Source organism: Mesorhizobium sp. NZP2234, from assembly GCF_013170765.1.
In the GTDB taxonomy this organism is placed as follows: domain Bacteria; phylum Pseudomonadota; class Alphaproteobacteria; order Rhizobiales; family Rhizobiaceae; genus Mesorhizobium; species Mesorhizobium loti_D.
On record NZ_CP033364.1, the window covers coordinates 2613198 to 2630808 of the forward strand.

The 17611-nt window shown below is 60.5% G+C and carries 19 protein-coding genes; 11 read left to right on the forward strand and 8 right to left on the reverse strand.

The genetic code is table 11. The features are described from left to right. Window positions 1–10: 10 nt before the first annotated feature. The gene (gene ccoN / locus EB230_RS12875) at window positions 11–1621 is read right to left on the reverse strand and encodes a cytochrome-c oxidase, cbb3-type subunit I (protein ID WP_056570671.1); all 1611 of its coding nucleotides are present in this window, start codon (window positions 1619–1621) and stop codon (window positions 11–13) included. A 252-nt stretch (window positions 1622–1873) separates the two neighbouring features. Between ccoN and EB230_RS12880 the strand changes: the two genes are divergently transcribed. Continuing rightward, the gene (locus EB230_RS12880; protein ID WP_056572006.1) at window positions 1874–2284 is read left to right on the forward strand and encodes a hemerythrin domain-containing protein; all 411 of its coding nucleotides are present in this window, start codon (window positions 1874–1876) and stop codon (window positions 2282–2284) included. A 2-nt stretch (window positions 2285–2286) separates the two neighbouring features. Here the strand turns inward: EB230_RS12880 and EB230_RS12885 are convergent, their stop codons facing one another. Further along, a complete protein-coding gene (locus EB230_RS12885) occupies window positions 2287–3015 on the reverse strand; it encodes a Crp/Fnr family transcriptional regulator (RefSeq protein WP_172375055.1) in 729 nt (242 codons plus the stop codon). A gap of 169 nt (window positions 3016–3184) precedes the next feature. On the opposite strand from EB230_RS12885, the gene hemN reads away from it, so the two are divergent. Beyond that, complete coding sequence (gene hemN / locus EB230_RS12890) at window positions 3185–4534, forward strand: oxygen-independent coproporphyrinogen III oxidase (protein ID WP_172372551.1); 1350 nt, start codon at window positions 3185–3187, stop codon at window positions 4532–4534. Between the two features lie 10 nt (window positions 4535–4544). Here hemN and EB230_RS12895 read toward each other — a convergent pair whose 3' ends face one another. Further along, window positions 4545–4976, reverse strand: a complete 432-nt coding sequence (locus EB230_RS12895; protein WP_056570675.1) for a potassium channel family protein — start codon at window positions 4974–4976, stop codon at window positions 4545–4547. Between the two features lie 304 nt (window positions 4977–5280). On the opposite strand from EB230_RS12895, the gene EB230_RS12900 reads away from it, so the two are divergent. From EB230_RS12900 to EB230_RS12920, 5 genes are all read left to right on the forward strand, one after another. Beyond that, window positions 5281–5784, forward strand: coding sequence for a molybdopterin-dependent oxidoreductase (locus EB230_RS12900; protein ID WP_172372553.1), 504 nt, complete (start codon window positions 5281–5283; stop codon window positions 5782–5784). Then, on the forward strand, window positions 5781–7970 hold the full coding sequence (locus EB230_RS12905; protein WP_172372555.1) for an ATP-binding protein: 2190 nt from the start codon (window positions 5781–5783) through the stop codon (window positions 7968–7970). The genes EB230_RS12900 and EB230_RS12905 overlap by 4 nt, the downstream gene beginning before the upstream one ends. A 3-nt stretch (window positions 7971–7973) precedes the next feature. Continuing rightward, window positions 7974–9044, forward strand: a complete 1071-nt coding sequence (locus tag EB230_RS12910; protein WP_056570682.1) for an HD domain-containing phosphohydrolase — start codon at window positions 7974–7976, stop codon at window positions 9042–9044. A gap of 150 nt (window positions 9045–9194) precedes the next feature. Further along, the gene (locus tag EB230_RS12915) at window positions 9195–9557 is read left to right on the forward strand and encodes a hypothetical protein (RefSeq protein WP_155772522.1); all 363 of its coding nucleotides are present in this window, start codon (window positions 9195–9197) and stop codon (window positions 9555–9557) included. 123 nt (window positions 9558–9680) lie between these two features. After that, window positions 9681–10226 (forward strand): hypothetical protein, encoded by a 546-nt coding sequence (locus EB230_RS12920; protein WP_172372557.1) that lies wholly within the window; start codon window positions 9681–9683, stop codon window positions 10224–10226. A gap of 450 nt (window positions 10227–10676) precedes the next feature. On the opposite strand, the gene EB230_RS12925 is transcribed toward EB230_RS12920, so the two are convergent. Continuing rightward, window positions 10677–11573 carry a LysR family transcriptional regulator gene (locus EB230_RS12925; RefSeq protein WP_056570689.1) on the reverse strand — a complete coding sequence of 299 codons (897 nt, stop codon included), beginning with the start codon at window positions 11571–11573 and terminating at the stop codon, window positions 10677–10679. Between the two features lie 226 nt (window positions 11574–11799). On the opposite strand from EB230_RS12925, the gene EB230_RS12930 reads away from it, so the two are divergent. The 4 genes from EB230_RS12930 to EB230_RS12945 all read left to right on the forward strand — a co-directional run bounded on the left by EB230_RS12930 (window position 11800) and on the right by EB230_RS12945 (window position 14793). Further along, on the forward strand, window positions 11800–12534 hold the full coding sequence (locus EB230_RS12930; protein ID WP_056572010.1) for an SDR family oxidoreductase: 735 nt from the start codon (window positions 11800–11802) through the stop codon (window positions 12532–12534). A gap of 68 nt (window positions 12535–12602) precedes the next feature. Beyond that, window positions 12603–13355: a glucose 1-dehydrogenase gene (locus EB230_RS12935; RefSeq protein WP_056570691.1), complete on the forward strand. Its 753-nt coding sequence runs from the start codon at window positions 12603–12605 to the stop codon at window positions 13353–13355. Continuing rightward, on the forward strand, window positions 13333–13989 hold the full coding sequence (locus tag EB230_RS12940) for an NADPH-dependent F420 reductase (RefSeq protein WP_281410921.1): 657 nt from the start codon (window positions 13333–13335) through the stop codon (window positions 13987–13989). The genes EB230_RS12935 and EB230_RS12940 overlap by 23 nt, the downstream gene beginning before the upstream one ends. 171 nt (window positions 13990–14160) lie before the next feature. Next, window positions 14161–14793, forward strand: a complete 633-nt coding sequence (locus EB230_RS12945; protein WP_172372559.1) for a class I SAM-dependent methyltransferase — start codon at window positions 14161–14163, stop codon at window positions 14791–14793. A 172-nt stretch (window positions 14794–14965) separates the two neighbouring features. Here EB230_RS12945 and EB230_RS12950 read toward each other — a convergent pair whose 3' ends face one another. The 4 genes from EB230_RS12950 to groL form a co-directional block, all read right to left on the reverse strand. Beyond that, window positions 14966–15214 carry a DUF982 domain-containing protein gene (locus tag EB230_RS12950; RefSeq protein ID WP_172372561.1) on the reverse strand — a complete coding sequence of 83 codons (249 nt, stop codon included), beginning with the start codon at window positions 15212–15214 and terminating at the stop codon, window positions 14966–14968. A 25-nt stretch (window positions 15215–15239) separates the two neighbouring features. Beyond that, window positions 15240–15560 (reverse strand): DUF982 domain-containing protein, encoded by a 321-nt coding sequence (locus EB230_RS12955; RefSeq protein WP_056572012.1) that lies wholly within the window; start codon window positions 15558–15560, stop codon window positions 15240–15242. Between the two features lie 86 nt (window positions 15561–15646). Continuing rightward, complete coding sequence (locus EB230_RS12960; protein WP_056572014.1) at window positions 15647–15877, reverse strand: hypothetical protein; 231 nt, start codon at window positions 15875–15877, stop codon at window positions 15647–15649. 57 nt (window positions 15878–15934) lie between these two features. Further along, window positions 15935–17563, reverse strand: coding sequence for a chaperonin GroEL (gene groL, locus EB230_RS12965; RefSeq protein WP_172372563.1), 1629 nt, complete (start codon window positions 17561–17563; stop codon window positions 15935–15937). Window positions 17564–17611: the final 48 nt, after the last annotated feature.

The window sequence follows — 17611 nt, forward strand, 5'->3', positions numbered from 1 at the left end:
TTCTGGCTCCTTATTCGGCAGGCTGAGGGGCGGGAACGGAGCCCGGCATCGGTTGCTCCTCGCGCTGGTGGCCGAGGATCGTCATGGCGATGTTCCAGGCCATGATCAGGGTACCCGAGAGGTACATCGCCCCGCCGATAGCGCGCATCACATAATAGGGGTGCATGGCGGCGACGGTTTCGGCGAAGGAGTAGACCAGGAAGCCCTGCTCGTCGTACTCGCGCCACATCAGGCCCTGCATGATGCCCGACACCCACATGACGGCGGCGTAGACGACGATGCCGAGCGTCGCGAGCCAGAAGTGCCAGGTGACGAGCCTTAGTGAATAGAGCCGTTCACGGTTCCACAGCTTCGGCACCATGAAGTAAATTGCGCCGAACGAGATCATGCCGACCCAGCCGAGCGCACCGGAGTGCACGTGGCCAATGGTCCAGTCGGTATAGTGCGACAGCGAATTCACCGTCTTGATCGACATCATCGGCCCTTCGAAGGTCGACATGCCGTAGAAGGCGATGGCCATCACCATCATGCGGATGATCGGATCGGTGCGCAGCTTGTCCCAGGCACCGGACAGCGTCATCAAGCCATTGATCATGCCGCCCCATGATGGCATCCACAGCATGATCGAGAACACCATGCCAAGCGTTTGCGCCCAGTCGGGCAGGGCGGTGTAGTGGAGGTGATGCGGGCCTGCCCAGATGTAGAGGAAGATCAGCGCCCAGAAGTGAATGATGGAGAGGCGGTAGGAGTAGACCGGCCGGTTCGCCTGCTTGGGTACGAAGTAATACATCATGCCGAGGAAGCCGGCGGTGAGGAAGAAGCCGACCGCGTTGTGGCCGTACCACCATTGTATCAGGGCGTCCTGGACGCCGGAGAAGGCAGAATAGCTCTTCGAGCCGAGGAATGAGGCCGGCATCGACAGGTTGTTGACCACATGCAGCATCGCGACAGTGATGATGAAGGACAAATAGAACCAGTTGGCGACGTAGATGTGCGGTTCCTTGCGTTTCAGGATCGTGCCGAGGAACAGGATGAGATAGGCGACCCAGACGATGGTCAGCCAGATGTCGACATACCATTCAGGTTCGGCGTATTCGCGGCTCTCGGTGATGCCGAGCAGATAGCCAGTCGCCGCCATCACGATAAAGAGCTGATAACCCCAGAACACGAACCAGGCGAGATCGCCACCGAAGAGGCGGGCGCGGCAGGTGCGTTGCACGACATACAATGATGTGCACAGCAGCGCGTTGCCGCCGAAGGCAAAGACGACGCCCGACGTATGCACCGGCCGCAAGCGGCCGAAGTTGAACCAAGGCTGTATGTTGAGATCGGGATATGCAAGCTGTAGCGCGATGACGACGCCGACCAGCATGCCGACGACACCCCAGAATATGGTGGCGATGGCCCCGTAGCGGATGGGACCATCCATGTAGGCTGACGGATCGACCGCGACTGCCGGCGCGAAACTCGTGTTGCGTAGAAGAATGGCGGTGAAACCCAGCAGCACGATGAGCAGCACCCACATATGCTGGCGAAAGGGCTCGTCCACCCCGAAGCCGGCAGCCACAAAAGCCGCAAAGGCGAACAGGCCCAAAACAAAGATGTGCGTGCCGAACTTCATGACATGTCCCCGACGTCGACTCCGATGCGCGGACGTCAATCCGCAGCAACAGCAATTCAGCAGGCGCCCCTTCGCCGCCTTGATCCATGTCAAAGCCACTTGCTTTTGGATTGGGCAGCTTCGGTCGCGCAAACGATCTGGAGGCTGCCGTTGAACTGGGAGAAGGAGCTGGAATCGTTGCTGTTCGAAACGAGCCGCGAAAATTCGATACGGGCAGCTCGATCCGGCAGGGAGGCAGTTCCGGCGGCGGTGATGAAACGTGCGCATCTGGAAAAGCTGCGGCTCTGCGAAGCCCTTGAGAGGATCGCAGACACCCTGCCCAGGGTCGATTGCCTCGCATGTCTGGCTACCGCAAATGCGATCGTTCCGCTGTTGCGGAACACGCATCGATACGAGGAGGCAATCATCTTTCCGGTCTACGAGGCTGCCGCGGCTGATAGCGACGCCAGCCTTGCTTCAATCCGGCGATTGCGCGCCGAACATGTCGAGGACGAATGCTTTGCCGGCGAGGTGACCGAAATCCTGCTGGCGATCGGCCATGGCGAAACGGTCGAGAATGCCGAGGCAATCGGCTTCATGTTGCGCGGCTTCTTTGAAAGTATGCGCCGGCATATCGCCTTTGAACGTGAGCACGTCTTGCCGATGATCGGGATAGTCGATTGATCCTAGACGCCGGAGCGTCGCTGCAACCGGGTCAAGTTGTCGACGGTGACTTCCCTGTTGTTCTCGATCCGAATCACGCCATCCGATCGCAGCCTGGTCAGCTGGCGGCTCACAGTCTCGATCGTCAGACCAAGGAAATCAGCGATGTCGGCGCGGATCAGCGGCAGGTCGAAACTTGTGGACTGGGCGGACGGGTCAAGCGCAGGGTCGATGTTCCTGGCGATCATCAGGAGAAAGCTCGCCACCTTTTCCGAAGCACTCTTGCGCCCGAGAGTCACCATCCAGTCGCGAGCTTCGTCGAGTTCGTTCAGGGTCTGCTTGAGCAGACGATGCTCCAGTTCCGGTGATTCCTTCATTATCCGTTCGATGGCGGCCTTGGGAAACGAACACACGGAAACGGCAGTGGCGGCTTCTGCGTTGATTGCGCTTTCCGCCTTGAAAGGCCGCCCCAGAAAATCAGGGGCGAACTGGAGGCCGACAATCTGCTGGCGCCCGTCTGAAAGGCTCTTGGTGAGTTTCACCACGCCGGAAAGCAAATTCGAATAGGTGTCGACAGTTTCGGCGTCGCCTATCAGTTCCACGCCTGGCTCGACGTTGTGCCTGGACGACGTCTTGGCAAGCCCAGCGAGCTGCTCCGCGTCGAGCGCACCGCAGACGCCGCGATGCCGCGCTTCGCAGGATTGGCAAAGCACGGGGATGCCGGAGCTGTGGATGTCCTGGCGCATTGTCATCATGATTGTCCAAGGAATCCTTGACTGCGGGCAAGATCGTATCGGCGACCAGAAATCCCTGCCCCAGTTTACGCACAGCGGCATTGACCGAAATCAAGGCGGCCGCAAGGGCCATTAGCCAGAACTCATTCCTGCAAGATTCAAGCTTGCCGGGATGATGGAAGGTAAAATGAAATCGGAACTGGCCGCCAGATTGGGTGAGAACGTCCCGCGCTACACAAGTTACCCGACCGCTCCGCATTTTCACCCGGGCGTGGATGCCGCCATCCAGCGGGGCTGGCTGGAAGCGATTGGAAGCGGTGACGAGATTTCGCTCTATCTGCATATCCCCTACTGCGACAGGCTCTGCTGGTTCTGCGCCTGCCATACCAAGCAGACACGCCATTACCAACCGGTGGCCATCTATCTTCGTTCGCTGCATGCCGAGATCGCAACGGTCGCCGGTCTCGTCGGCGGCAGGGGTCATGTCCGCGCCGTGCATTTTGGCGGCGGCTCGCCAACCATGCTCAAGCCGGAGGATCTGGTCGCGCTGGGAGCGGTTTTGCGCAAGAACTTCGAATTTCTCCCGGATGCCAGGATCAGCGTCGAGATCGATCCCAACGATATGGATGATGCGCGCCTCGACGCTCTTGCCGAGATCGGCATGACCCGGGCGAGTCTCGGCGTGCAGGATTTTGACCCGAAGGTGCAAAAGGCGATCAACCGCGAGCAGAGCTTTCTACAGACCAAGGCGGTTGTGGACGGGGTTCGCGCGCGGGGCGTCAGATCCGTCAATCTGGACCTGCTCTATGGCTTGCCACATCAAACCAGGGAGAGCGTCTCCTCTACGGTCGCGCAGGCGTTGACCCTGGAACCGGATCGGATGGCATTGTTTGGATACGCGCATGTGCCGTGGTTCAAGAAGCATCAGACGATGATCGACGAGGCATGGTTGCCGGGCTCGGCAGAGCGGTTTGCCCAGTCGCAACTGGCCGCTTGTCTTATGCTGAACGCCGGATATGAAGCCGTAGGCTTCGACCATTTCGCCAAGCCCAACGATTCATTGGCCGTGGCGGCCCGAACCGGCTGCTTGCGCCGCAATTTCCAAGGCTACACCGAGGATCGCTGTGAAACACTGATCGGTCTCGGCCCATCGTCCATCAGTCAATTTCGCCAAGGCCATACCCAAAACATGCCGTCGACCGCGGAATATGGACGCATGGTCTCGGACGGTGGGCTGGCGGCTGTCCGGGGTATCGCGCTTACCGAAGACGACCGCGTTCGCGGCTGGATCATCGAGAAGTTGATGTGCGACTTCGCCTTCTCGGCGATCGAATTGGTGGAGCGCTTTGGCGAAGCAGGCCAAAGACTTCTGCTCACGGCGAGCTCCACCGCGCTTCGTGACCCCGAGGGCTTGCTGGAACTTGATAGTGACAGCTTCGTCGTGCCGGCGGAAAGCCGCCCCTTTGTCAGAAGCGTCGCGGCGAAATTCGACAAATATCTCGAGACCGGCAAGGCCAGGCATTCTGTGGCGGTCTGAGTGTAGATGGTCAGAAATGTTCCCCGGCCTTGAATGGGCCGATACGGGTGCCGGCCGCGATCAGGTAAGCAGTCGACCATCCGATGAGCAGGAATCCGTTCACGCCTTCGAGTGCTGCCAGGACACGCCATGCATGGGCGGGCACGACATCCCCATAGCCGACCGTCGAAAACGTAATGGTCGAGAAGTAGAGCGCGGTTTCGAAGTCGTCGAAAATCTCCAGCAACCTGTATAGGCCTGCCCAGAGCCAGACCTCGGCGGTCATGACGGCGAAGAGGCCCATTACCACGCTGATCATTGCGACAATGCGGCTACGGCGGCCATGCATCCGGAAATGCGCAACCATATGGGTCATCGCATGGGTGACTGCGATGAGACCAAAGGTGTGAACAAGGACCGTCAGACTAATGGCGATTGTGCCGACAAGAAGGTTCGCGAGCATGCCCGAAGCTTAGCGTCGCGACCGCGGCTTGCGTTGCGCGAAATCAATCCAGACAGGTTTGCACGGCTGGTGGCAACAATTTGACAATATGCACAATCCCTCAAATAGCTTTTACCAAATTGAAATCTGTCATCGGTAAGACCAAGCAGTTACCTCGGACGATCGCCACAAGGCGAAGGCATGATGCCGCCCGTCCGTGCCGGTTTGAGGCCGGCGGTTGCGATTTCCTTGCACAATAGCGACGCCACAGTCGCATCCCCGTGCCTGCCGCCGCGACCAGCGCCGGCTACAGAAAGACCATTCGATGAAATTCCTGATTGCGGCTGCGCTGCTTGGCGCCTTGCCGGTGTCCAGTGCGATGTGTGCATCCCTGGAGGCGCCGAAGGGCGCGGTCATTCTTACGATTACCGGCGATATACAGAACACCAACGCAGCAAATACGGCGACCTTCGACCTGGCGATGCTACAGGCGCTTGCCGGCCGGCAGGCGATCATGGACACCCCCTGGACGGACGGCGCCACCGAGTTCGACGGGCCCTACCTGCAATCGGTTCTCCAAGCCGTTGGTGCTCACGGCAAAATACTGAGGATCAAGGCCCTCAACGACTATTCGGCCGACGTGCCGATGGCGGATGCCACCGACTACGAGACCATTCTTGCCCTGAAGATGAACGGCAAGTCGATGTCGGTTCGCGACAAGGGACCACTCTTCATGATCTATCCATTCGACAAGAACCACGAACTTTACAACGAGAAATACTTCTCGCGCTCGGTTTGGCAGATCAAGGAAATCGAGGTCGTCGATTGAAGCCCGAACTGATCGAGAGCCGCGAGGCGGTTCGCACGGCGGGCAAGGCGACCCGCTATCTGATCGTTGTCTCGGTCGGGCTCATGGTTGCGCTGGCGGGTGCCTTCGCTCACCTGGCGGCCAGGCAGAACACATTGCAGGATGGCATTCGTGAAGACGCCTTATGGGCCGTCTACCAGCTCGACCGTGAAAGCCGAACACTCGCGCAGGCGACGGAGAAGCTGGCTGGGAAGAGCAGCGTCGGCGCCGATGAGGTCCGGGCGCTCACCCTGCGCTATGACATCCTCTATTCGCGGCTCTCGATCCTGGACAACGCCAAATATGCTTCGTTCTTTGAAGCCAGTGAGACCTTTCGCGGCGTGCGCAGCCAAGTGCGCGACATCGTCGTTGGCCTTGAGCCGGTCTTCGACCGCATCGCCGCTGACGAGATGGTTGATCCTACCACTCTGGTCAGCGCCTCGGAAACGCTTGGCGGTCTGCTGAAAATCACCGAGTCGCTGCTCAGCTACACCAACGCCTCGGTTTCGGCCGCACGCGCCGACGCACGCGACGAGGTCATGCGGCTGCAGCAGCTTTCCGCGACCGTCGTCATGGCGCTTGGCTGCTCGATTGCCCTCTTGATCCTCAACCTCATGCGGCAACTGCGTATCGTCCAGTTGACAAGCCGACAACTCGAGACCACGGCCCACGAACTGTCGACTGCCTATCGCGCGGCAGAGATCGGCAACCGCGCCAAATCAGAATTCATGGCCACTATCGGGCATGAAATTCGCACTCCGCTGAACGCCATCCTTGGCATGTCTGAACTGCTGTCCCGTTCTCAACTTGCCGCTCGAGACCGCGAGAGCGTCCGCATCATCAACACTTCGGGCGAGGCGTTGCTGGAAGTCATCAACGAGATACTCGACTTCGCCAAGATCGAGCACGGCGACCTCGCTGCCGAGACGGTTCCCTTCGATGTCCCCGCAATGCTGCGGGACGTAGCCAACGTCATGGAGGGCAGGGCGGCGGAGCAGCGCGACCGTATAGAGATATCGAATGACTGCATGGCCCAGTCAGGATGGTATGTCGGTGACCCGACGCGCCTGCGGCGCGTGCTGCTCAACCTGTTGAGCAACGCCGTCAAATTCACCGAGAATGGGCTGATACGGCTCAGCGTGGCCGAGAGCGGAGACGGGACATGGTTGCGCTTCCAGGTGTCGGATACGGGCATTGGCATTCCGCTGGAATCACGCCATCGGCTGTTCATGCCCTTCAGCCAGGTCGATGGCACGATCAGCCGGCGCTTCGGCGGCACCGGCCTCGGCCTCGCCATCTGCAAGAAGGTGGTCGAGGGGCTCGGCGGCACGATCGGTGTCGACAGCGCCGCGGGGGTCGGATCCTGCTTCTGGTTCGAGGTGCCGGCTCAGCGCAGCGATCCACCGGTTGTCCCGAAAACACAGGCTGTTGTGCTGCCATCGTTTGACATCCTGGTGGTTGAGGACAATCCGATAAACCGCGAGGTGGCACAGCAATTCCTCGAACTGTTGGGGCAACGTGTCACCTTCGCCGCGGATGGCCGTGACGGGGTGCGGCTTGCATCCGAAGGCAGCTTCAGCCTGATCCTGATGGACATGCAGATGCCCATCATGGATGGCATCGAAGCCACCCGGGCCATCAGGGCGGCGGGCAACCGCGTCCCTATCATAGCCATGACCGCGAATGCGTCCGATGTAGACCGCCGGCGTTGCATCGATGCCGGCATGAACGGGTTTGAGGCCAAGCCGGTCACGATGGCAAGGCTCGAGCATTTGCTGGACGGACTTGCTGAATCCGCCGACAAAACGGAATCCCTCTCGATCCGTCCATGCGGTGGAGACCCCCAGGACGGCGCCATTCCCGCAGATCTGCGAGCCAAGGAACTGATCGAACTCCTTGGAAAGGACGCGTTCCATCGCCTGCTGGATTCGTTCTTGGAGGACTCCGCCGCACTGCTGTCCGATCTGCATCGCGCAATGTCGACCAGCGACCGGACGCTCGCCGACCGGACTCTCCATTCGCTGAAGGGCGCCGCCGCCAACATCGGCCTGACGTCCCTTGCGGCGATGGCTGAGGCGGGACGCCAATACCCACTCGACCTCGAATTGACCAATGATATCGAGCGAGAAATGGTGCGTATCGCGGACAGCGAGAGAAGGGCGGCGTAAGCCATGGACGAAGCCACCAAGATATTGATTGTCGAGGACAACCGGACAAACCGGATGCTGATGCAGATGCTGGTCGGGCAAATCCCAAATTGTGTGGCCATTAGCTATCCGACGCCGGCTGACGCGTTGCGCGACCTACCCGCGATTACCTTCGATCTCGGCATCGTCGACTTCCAGATGCCAGGTATGAATGGCATCGAACTCATCAAGTGCATTCGGCGCGACCGGCGGTTTGCCGATACGCCATTCGTCATGGTGACGGCCGATGGTGATGCCGGCACGCGCATCGACGCCATTCATGCCGGCGCCATCGAATTTCTACACAAGCCCGTCGAGCCGGTGGAGTTCAAGGCTCGTATGAGAAACCTGGCCCGGTTGTGTGAAGCGCAAAGAGACCTCGTTCATCGAGCGGAGTGGCTGAAGGTTGAAGTGGACAAGGCCACGCAGGAGTTGCGCGAGCGCGAGGAAGAGATCATCCGGCGCCTGACGCTCGCCGCCGGTTACAAAGACCGGGAAACCGCAATGCATACGATCAGGATGGCGCACTACAGTTCGGTCCTGGCCCGGCATCTCGGCTTCTCCGCCGACCAATGCCGCGACATCCTGCTTGCGGCGCCGATGCACGACATCGGCAAGGTCGGCATTTCCGATTCCATCCTGCTCAAGCAGGAACAGCTCAGTGCCGCTGAAAAACTGCGAATGAACGAGCACGCGCGGATCGGTGGCGCTATCCTTGCAGGATCGACATGCGCACTGCTTCAACTCGCCGCGAAAATTGCTGAAACCCATCACGAGCGTTGGGACGGCACAGGATATCCAAACGGATTGAGTGGCGAGTCCATTCCGCTGGTCGGACGCATTGCCGCCGTGGCCGATGTTTTCGATGCCCTTACCTCTGACCGGACCTACAAGGAGGCTTGGCCTATCGATCGTGCGTTTGCCTATATCAAGGAGCAATCCGGAACTCAGTTCGACCCGGAATGCGTCCGGGCGCTGCAGGCCGCATCCGAGGAGTTCCTTGACGTGAAGGCGGCATATCCTGACGATCCGGCCGAGAGGCGTTACGTGGCTTGAGCCCAAAGCTTATACGCTCAGGCGCTTGTCAACGCTTAGTCTCCTTGCGTCTCACTCCGGCAGGAGAGGTCTGACGATTGCGCCAGATCAATGCTGAACCAGTCGCTTGCGTGCGAAATCGGCCAAACGGGCACGGGAGCGCACCAACTTATGTCCAACGGCATCAGCAAGATGATACGCATGTCGCTTGCCAAAGCCGTCCCTTATGTCAGCGAAAAATTGGCCAGTCACGGTTTCAAAGTGGTTCAGTCCGTTGGAATGAGGAGTCAGAAACGTGCCCGGGACGGCTCCAGAACGGGCGGCTTTCGGGTGCTTGGTGTGTCCAATCCCGATGTCATATTCAAGGCTAGAAATGGAGTAGCTACCGCTGTCTGGTGCAACGTGCTGCTGACAGAAAATGGTGACAACGCGGTCAAAGTCCTTGCGGTAGATCCGTTGCCCTCAGTGGCAGCTTCGGACCCTTCAGCGATGAATGTCCGTGTTGCGCTTTCGAGGGCGATCCACAGTCTTTGAGCTGCATTTGCGATCGGCGTACCTAACTGCCGATAAGCGCCTCGTCCCACGAGTTCCCGGGTGCATTCTCAGGCAATCCGGCCCGTCGCTCTCCGATCCCAATCAAGTCGGGCGACGGGCCGTTTGGGTTCCATAAGTTGGTGTCATTCCCTTGAGGACGCGGATGAACTCACCTTCGGTTTCGGCCCGTTTGCCGATGATTTTGATCTAGAGCAATGCGGCTTCGGCTTGCCGGCCGTAGGAACCAGTTTCGACCGTGGAGACTTCGATATGACTTTCCACCCAACAACCAGACGCGCTGTGCTCGGTACGGTCGTCTCCATTCCAACCATTGGCGCCCCCGCGGTGGAATGGCCTTCTGCTGCAAACTTGAACGAAAGCCCGATCCTGGCGGGCTTTCGTCGTTGGGAGGCGCTAAGGGAATCGATCTGCTTTGACATTTGCGACAACGATCTGGATCGGCTTTACGCCGACATGGCCGACATCGTGGAAACCATGCTCGCAACTCCGGCCAAAACCATCCCCGAGTTCGCTGCGCAGTTCATGGTCGTTTTTAGCGGTGACGAAATTGCATACCCTCAGGCTGCCCGCGACCTCCACGCTCACTCGCAAACCCTTGTCGGTATGGCGCAGCGGGCTCGTGCCGGGTCAATTCTCGGTGGCGACTGACACCCATTGACGCGGGACCATGCGGATATGGGAAGAATTCCGATTCTGGCCTACGAAAAATCCAATGAAATCAACAATTTTGCTACATCCTCCGGGCCCACCATAACTGTTCAATATCAATTGGTTATGGCTATCCTCGCTTTGAAGTGGGCCAATTCAGATACGCTATGTTCCCGCGCTCAGTTTCCTGAAAGCCGCCATTCGGTCATTTCTTGGCGCCTCGAGCCCGCCTTCGACCCGATGCAAGGCATTCACATGCGACTGTGATTTCCGCGTTGGCTTCTACCGGTGGGACAACGACCTGTTCATGGAGACATGGTGCGTGGGACATCGCGTTGAGCGTTGATTGAGGCCGCACCACCGACACCACGTCCTCATTGACAGGTTCATAACGTTACCGTGGGCAGTCATTCTTATCCGCGGGATGCGTCGTCGGCGACCTGCCGGGCATCAGTCACGCGATATGGATAGCCCCGCGAGAAGCGGCGCGTATGCGGCGAGCCTGCGGGATACGAACTCCGTGAAGAGCCGCACGCGCTTCGTCTTGCGCGTCTCCCCCTGTGTGAGAAGCCAGAGCGTTCCGTACATGTGCAGGTCGGTGCCTGGCACTCTCACCAGCAGAGGGTTGGCATCTCCGACGAAGCACGGCAGTGTCGTGATCCCAAGCCCCTGCCGTACAGCGACGATCTGCGCCTCGCCGTCCGTGGTCCTGAATGGAGCCCCCGTGGTGCGAACCTCACCCTCGCTGGCCCAATCCGGGATTCCATGAATGCTTATGACGATCCACCGGATGGGATCAGGCGCGCCCGCACGCCACGCGGCCAGTAGATCCCGGGACATGTAGACGCCGCCGAACAGCTCCGGTCCCTTCAGGCCGTGAAGATTGAGCGGCAGGGTTTTGCGGTCGTAGACGACGCGGATCGCCACGTCGGCCTCTCGATTGGTCAGATTTGCCAGCTCGCCGGAAGACAGGATTTCCATCTCTATGTCCGGATGCAGACGCGCGAAATCGGCGAGGTCCGGCATGAGCAGGTGTGTCGCGAGGGTCGGTGCCAGCGTCACCCGCAGAAGCCCGCGCACGCTCTGGTCGCGCCCGAAGACCCGCGTCTCCAGTTGGTGCGACGACGCTTCCATCTGGTTCGCAAGCTCGAGGACCTCCTCGCCCGCAGCCGTCAGGCGGTAGCCCGAAGGCAGCTTTTCGAACATCCGCGCCCCGAGGCGTTCCTCGAACTGGGCGATGCGTCGCAGAACCGTCGCATGGTTGACACCGAGGTGCGCGGCGGCAGCCCGCACCGAGCCTCCACGCGCGGCGGCAAGAAAGTAGCGAACATCATCCCAGTCGATCATGGTGCATTCCTGCGCCAGGCAGTGCGGTTTGCAAAGGCCATTCTAACACGATCAGCCACAGTTCGCGCGGTCGTCGCGGCGTTCAATCATTTAGCCGGATCGTTTTCGCACCACCGATGTGCGCGATTGCGCACTCACCGCCCGACTTCGGCGAACCCATCTTGGGGCTCTCGCGGGACTTTCCGTACAGCCAAGACACGAGACGGCGAAACGAAGGATGCATGACATGAACAGACTGAATGGCAAGACCGCCGTCATCACCGGCGGCGCGACCGGCATCGGCCGCGCCGCGGCAAAGCGCTTCATCGAGGAGGGCGCCTTCGTCTTCATCTTCGGCCGCCGGCAGGAAGCGCTCGACGCCGCCGTGGCGGAGCTCGGACACAATGCCCGCCCAGTGAAAGGCTCGGTCTCGAATGAGGCCGACCTTGACCGGCTCTACGCGGCGGTGAAGGCCGAGCGCGGAACGCTTGACATCGTCTTCGCCAATGCCGGGGCGGGAAGCCCGTTTCCCCTCGGCAAGATTACCGCCCAGCACATTGATGAAACCTTCGACACCAATGTGAAGGGCACGATCTTCACGGTCCAGAAGGCGTTGCCGCTGATGGGGCAAGGCGGCTCAATCATCCTGACCGGATCGAGCGCCGGCACAACGGGCGCTCCGGGATTCACCGCCTACAGCGCGAGCAAGGCGGCAGTGCGCAACCTCGCACGGACCTGGGCGGAAGACCTGAAGGGCACCGGCATCCGGGTAAACGTGCTGTCGCCCGGAGCGACGGCGACCGAACTCGCGAAGGAGGCGTTGGGCGAGGAAGGCCAGAAGGCCTATGGCGCGATGACTCCGCTCCAGCGCATGGCCGATCCGGCGGAGATCGGGGCCGTGGCCGCCTTTCTCGCATCGTCGGACAGCAGCTTCATGACCGCCAGCGAGGTCGCCGTCGACGGCGGTCTGGCGCAACTCTGACCCCCATGCGGGGCCACGCTTCTCAAACTTTACGAAACCCAAAAACATACAACCAAAGGTGAAAGATCATGAAAAAACTCGAAGGCAAGGTTGCTGTCATCACAGGCGGAAGCAGCGGGATTGGCTTGGCCACGGCCAAGCGTTTCGTGGAAGAAGGTGCCCAGATCGTGATCTTTGGGCGACGCGAGAAAGTCTTACAAGAGGCCGCAGCCCTTATCGGGAGAAACGTGACCACGGTCGTGGGCGATGTTTCGCGCTTGGAAGATCTGGACCGGCTCTACGCCACTGTGAAAGAGAAACATGGTCACATCGACATTCTCTTCGCGAACGCGGGCGCAGGGACAATCGCGCCGCTCGCGGCAGCCACTGAGGCTCATTTTGACCAGACCTTCGATGTGAACGTGAAGGGGTTGTTCTTTACGGTGCAGAAGGCCCTTCCCCTCTTCAAAGACGGCGGATCGATCATTCTGAACTCTTCGGTCTCGAATGTGATGGGGCTACCAGCGTTCAGCGCCTACGCAGCAAGCAAGGCGGCTGTTCGCAGCTTCTCGCGGTCCTGGACCATGGAGTTGAAGGACCGAAACATCCGCGTCAATACTATGAGCCCTGGCGCGATCGAGACTCCCGCCTTGGCGACAACGACCGGCCTTACCGCTGAGCAAGCCGAGGAGGCGGTCGCCCAGTTTGCTGCACAGATCCCAATGGGTCGCAGGGGCAAGCCAGAGGAAATCGCGGCTGCGCTCACGTTCCTCGCCTCCGATCAAAGCTCCTACATCACCGGTATAGATCTCGCCGTCGATGGTGGCTGGGCACAGGTCTGACCCGGCGTTAACACAGGATCGGAGAAGCATTATGAGCTACGCAATTATCGGCTTCGGCAATATCGGCAAGGCCCTGGCCAAGGCGTTTGCCCGCAAAGGCATCAAAGTGTTCGTGGCAACCACGCGCGACCCGAAAAGCTTTGCAGCCGATGCGGCCGCGATCGGACCCACGATCATTCCCAAAACACTGGCGGAAGCGGTCAAGGCGGACATCATCTTTTTGGCGGTCCGTTTCGAAGCGCACCCGGATGTCGCCAAGGCGCTTGCCACCTGGCAGGGAAAGACCATCGTCGATGTGACCAATGCCTACGGCGTGCCTCCTGAAAAACTGGGGGGACAGCCTTCTTCCAAGTTCGTTGCACAGGCATTCTCAGGCGCAAAACTGGTCAAGGGCTTCAACCATCTGGTCGCTGCCGTCCTTGACCAGGATCCGGCCGCGCATGGTGGCAAAAGAGTCGTGTTCCTGGCGAGCGACGATGACGCTGCCGCAGCGGAGATTGGTGTGCTCGCGGAAAAGCTCGGTTTCTCGCCAATCAAACTTGGCGGGCTGTCGGAAGGTGGGCTGCTGATCCAGGCGCGCGGAAATAGCTGGGGGCATCTGATCTTCAAGGACTTGGTCAAGTTCGACGGATGAACACGACATGCCAACCGGCAGCGTCGGGATACACGGATCGAATCGAGCGCGATGGAGAAATTCCCATGAGCATCGAGAAGACCACCCAGACCGCAAGGAGACTGGGCTCTCTTGGATTGTCGCCTCGCACGCCGCCCGCTCGTCGAATGCCAAGCCGTAAGGGAGATTCCTATGTACGACCAGTCCAAGCTATCCGAATTGATCCGCTTCGCACGCATCGATGCGGGCTCCACCGTGATTGACGTGTACCCAGGCGACGGAGACTGGACGCGCCTCTTCTCCGACATCGTCGGACCCAAGGGGCGAGTCTACAGCTTCGTCCCGGCTGAGGTCGCTCACTTCAAGAACGATCCGGTCGGCCGCATGCGGACGCTTGCGAAGGAGCCGGGCCGAGAGAACGTCGAAGCCGTCTCGGCTGACCTCGTGGCGATGCCGGAGGTCACGCAGCCAGCGGATGTCCTGTGGCTGCACCTGTTCTACCACGATCTCTACACCGCGCTGATCCAGGCCAGGGGCGCGACCGCGGCCGACTTCAATCGAGCCGTCCACGAGCGGCTGAAGCCCGGTGGGTCCTACGTCATCGTAGACCACGCCGCCACCGCAGGGGCGGGCACGAGCGACACTCAGGCGCTGCATCGGATCGACCCTGCGTCCGTCCTCGAGGAGGTGGAGGCGGCCGGCTTCGTGCTGGACGCGCAAAGCACCATGCTCGCGAACAAGGACGATCCGCACTCGACCAAGGTGTTCGATCCCTCCATCAAAGGCCAGACCGATCGCTTCGCCTATCGATTCTTGAAGATCTGATACTGGCCCACTCGCCAATGATGAGGTCGGCTCTTACCGCAGCAGCTGGTTGCAACAGGATCGACCGCTGTCGGCCCCCGATCTAGACGCTCCTTTGCCGGTCCGACGGAGGCATGCGATCGTTCAGATCGCGTCGTCTGCAAGGTAAAGACTTGCCTCGGCACAGAGCTCGCTATGGGGCCCGGACCAGACCTGCACGACGGGCCGCTTTCAAAAATGCCCTTCTTGCTTGTTGCGGAGCCCGCCATCCGTCCAAGGAGTCGCGGCAAGTGCGGCAGGCAGCTCGATAGCTTGGTCCTCTCGCCCATTCTGGCCACTGGTCATGGAGGCACTCAAGTGCCTCCCAACTGCTGGCAACCACCCGTTCCCTCGAGGGTCTCACGCGCAGTCTCACTGGTTCGGGAAATCGAATATCCCTCATGGCTTTCTCCGCCCCCGCGGACCGATTACATCGACTTGTTGTAGGGGCCTTTCGAAGCAGCCCCGAAAGCGCCAACTGCCTTGGCCGCGACGATGTCGCCTTCGGCCTGTACAAGCAAATCCATGCGGCGGGCGAAGGCGACAAAAGTGCCGCGAGCGGTCTCGGCATCCACCTCGCCGGCGAGGGCTGCCCGACAGGCATTGAGCGCGACGCCATGAGCAGGGCCTCGCTTCGAGGGCGGCCATTCATCCAGCAGGACGAAGGCGTCTTTTACGCTTTGAATGTCGGTCGGAAACCCAAGACCCACGAGCACCCTTACGGGATGCTGAAATCGATCATGTTCCATGTTTTCCTCCGTTTTCACGTGGTTAGCTCAATCGATCGGAAGCCCTTTCCCTCGGCGCGTGCGCGATGGATCGCGTGCGCCGCGCCTCAGCTTGCCGAACTCCCGTTTCCAGGCGGGCCCTTGCTGTCGGTAAGATTCCGCGCGGCCAGAAACATCACCGTGTATGCTGCCTTGCGCCGATCCCAACCCGCGGCCTCCGCTCTGTCGAGCAACTCGACCAGTATCGGGTCAAGCGCAACCTTGAGGTCTGCTTCGTAGTTCAGATCGGTGGCCGCACGCGACGGCGGGGGGATTACGTTAAAGTTCATCACGTTCATGGCTCTACCTTTTGTCAGGGTGTCCGCGCCCACCGGGCGCGGACACTGCCGTTAGCGTCAGAAATCCATGCCACCAGCCGGCATTGCCGGAACGGCGGGTTCCTTCCTTGGTTTCTCGGCAACCATCGCTTCCGTTGTCACCAGCAGGCCGGCAACCGATGCCGCGTCCTGGAGCGCGGTCCGCACTACCTTCACCGGATCGATGACCCCCTCGTTGTAGAGGTCGCCGAACGCGTTGGTCTGTGCGTTCCAGCCCCAGCCGAATTCCGGCTTCTCGCGCAGCTTGCCGACGATGATCGAGCCTTCCGCGCCGGCGTTCTCGGCGATCTGGCGCACGGGCGCCTCGATCGCGCGGCGCACGATCTCGATACCGTGCTTCTGGTCCTCATTCTCGGGCTGCACGCTGTCCAGTGCCCTGGCCGCCCGCAGAAGCGCCACGCCACCGCCTGGCAATACGCCTTCCTCGACCGCGGCGCGCGTCGCATGCATGGCATCGTCGACGCGGTCCTTGCGCTCCTTGACCTCGACCTCGGTCGAGCCCCCGACACGAATGACGGCGACACCGCCGGCGAGCTTGGCCAGCCGCTCCTGCAGCTTTTCCTTGTCGTAGTCGGAGGTAGTCTCCTCGATTTGTGCCTTGATCTGGCTGACGCGGCCCTGGATCTCGCTTTTCGAACCGGCGCCGTCGACGATGGTGGTGTTCTCCTTCTCGATCACCACCTTCTTGGCACGGCCCAGCATGTTGAGCGTGACATTCTCAAGCTTGATGCCGAGATCTTCCGAGATCGCGGTGCCGCCGGTGAGGATGGCAATATCCTCCAGCATGGCCTTGCGGCGGTCGCCGAAACCCGGCGCCTTGACGGCGGCGACCTTAAGGCCACCGCGCAGCTTGTTGACGACGAGCGTGGCCAGAGCCTCGCCCTCGACATCCTCGGCGATGATCAGCAGCGGCTTGGACGACTGAACGACGGCCTCCAGCACCGGAAGCAGCGCCTGCAGATTTGACAGCTTCTTTTCGTGGATCAGCACATAGGGATCTTCAAGCTCGACGCGCATCTTGTCCTGATTGGTGATGAAGTAAGGCGAGAGATAGCCGCGATCGAACTGCATGCCTTCGACAACTTCGAGTTCGGTCTCGGCGGTCTTGGCTTCCTCAACCGTGATGACGCCCTCATTGCCGACCTTCTCCATCGCTTCGGCGAGGAAGCGGCCGATCTCGGCGTCGCCATTGGCCGATATGGTGCCGACCTGGGCGATCTCGTCGTTCTTCGTCACCTTACGGGCATTGGCCTTGAGCTCGCCGACGACGGCGTCGACCGCCTTGTCGATACCGCGCTTCAGGTCCATCGGGTTCATCCCCGAGGCGACGGCCTTCGCACCTTCCTTGACGATGGCCTGGGCCAGCACCGTTGCGGTCGTGGTGCCGTCGCCGGCGATGTCGTTGGTCTTCGAGGCGACCTCACGGACCATCTGCGCGCCCATGTTCTCGAACTTGTCCTCAAGCTCGATTTCCTTGGCGACGGTGACGCCGTCCTTGGTGATGCGCGGGGCGCCGAACGACTTGTCGATGACGACGTTGCGGCCCTTGGGGCCGAGGGTCACCTTCACCGCGTCGGCGAGGATGTTGACGCCGCGCAGCATGCGCTCGCGGGCGTCGGCATGGAATTTCACTTCCTTGGCAGCCATTGGATCACTCCTTTGTCTGGGCAGCATTCGTTGACTGTTTGGATTTTG

Coding starts and splice junctions, on each gene's coding strand:
- ccoN (WP_056570671.1), bottom strand. CDS start 1,621: ATGAAGTTCGGCACGCACATCTTTGTTTTGGGCCTGTTCGCCTTTGCG.
- EB230_RS12880 (WP_056572006.1), top strand. CDS start 1,874: ATGAAACGTGCGCATCTGGAAAAGCTGCGGCTCTGCGAAGCCCTTGAG.
- EB230_RS12885 (WP_172375055.1), bottom strand. CDS start 3,015: ATGACAATGCGCCAGGACATCCACAGCTCCGGCATCCCCGTGCTTTGC.
- hemN (WP_172372551.1), top strand. CDS start 3,185: ATGAAATCGGAACTGGCCGCCAGATTGGGTGAGAACGTCCCGCGCTAC.
- EB230_RS12895 (WP_056570675.1), bottom strand. CDS start 4,976: ATGCTCGCGAACCTTCTTGTCGGCACAATCGCCATTAGTCTGACGGTC.
- EB230_RS12900 (WP_172372553.1), top strand. CDS start 5,281: ATGAAATTCCTGATTGCGGCTGCGCTGCTTGGCGCCTTGCCGGTGTCC.
- EB230_RS12910 (WP_056570682.1), top strand. CDS start 7,974: ATGGACGAAGCCACCAAGATATTGATTGTCGAGGACAACCGGACAAAC.
- EB230_RS12915 (WP_155772522.1), top strand. CDS start 9,195: ATGTCCAACGGCATCAGCAAGATGATACGCATGTCGCTTGCCAAAGCC.
- EB230_RS12925 (WP_056570689.1), bottom strand. CDS start 11,573: ATGATCGACTGGGATGATGTTCGCTACTTTCTTGCCGCCGCGCGTGGA.
- EB230_RS12930 (WP_056572010.1), top strand. CDS start 11,800: ATGAACAGACTGAATGGCAAGACCGCCGTCATCACCGGCGGCGCGACC.
- EB230_RS12935 (WP_056570691.1), top strand. CDS start 12,603: ATGAAAAAACTCGAAGGCAAGGTTGCTGTCATCACAGGCGGAAGCAGC.
- EB230_RS12940 (WP_281410921.1), top strand. CDS start 13,333: ATGGTGGCTGGGCACAGGTCTGACCCGGCGTTAACACAGGATCGGAGA.
- EB230_RS12945 (WP_172372559.1), top strand. CDS start 14,161: ATGTACGACCAGTCCAAGCTATCCGAATTGATCCGCTTCGCACGCATC.
- EB230_RS12950 (WP_172372561.1), bottom strand. CDS start 15,214: ATGAGGGATATTCGATTTCCCGAACCAGTGAGACTGCGCGTGAGACCC.
- EB230_RS12955 (WP_056572012.1), bottom strand. CDS start 15,560: ATGGAACATGATCGATTTCAGCATCCCGTAAGGGTGCTCGTGGGTCTT.
- EB230_RS12960 (WP_056572014.1), bottom strand. CDS start 15,877: ATGAACGTGATGAACTTTAACGTAATCCCCCCGCCGTCGCGTGCGGCC.
- groL (WP_172372563.1), bottom strand. CDS start 17,563: ATGGCTGCCAAGGAAGTGAAATTCCATGCCGACGCCCGCGAGCGCATG.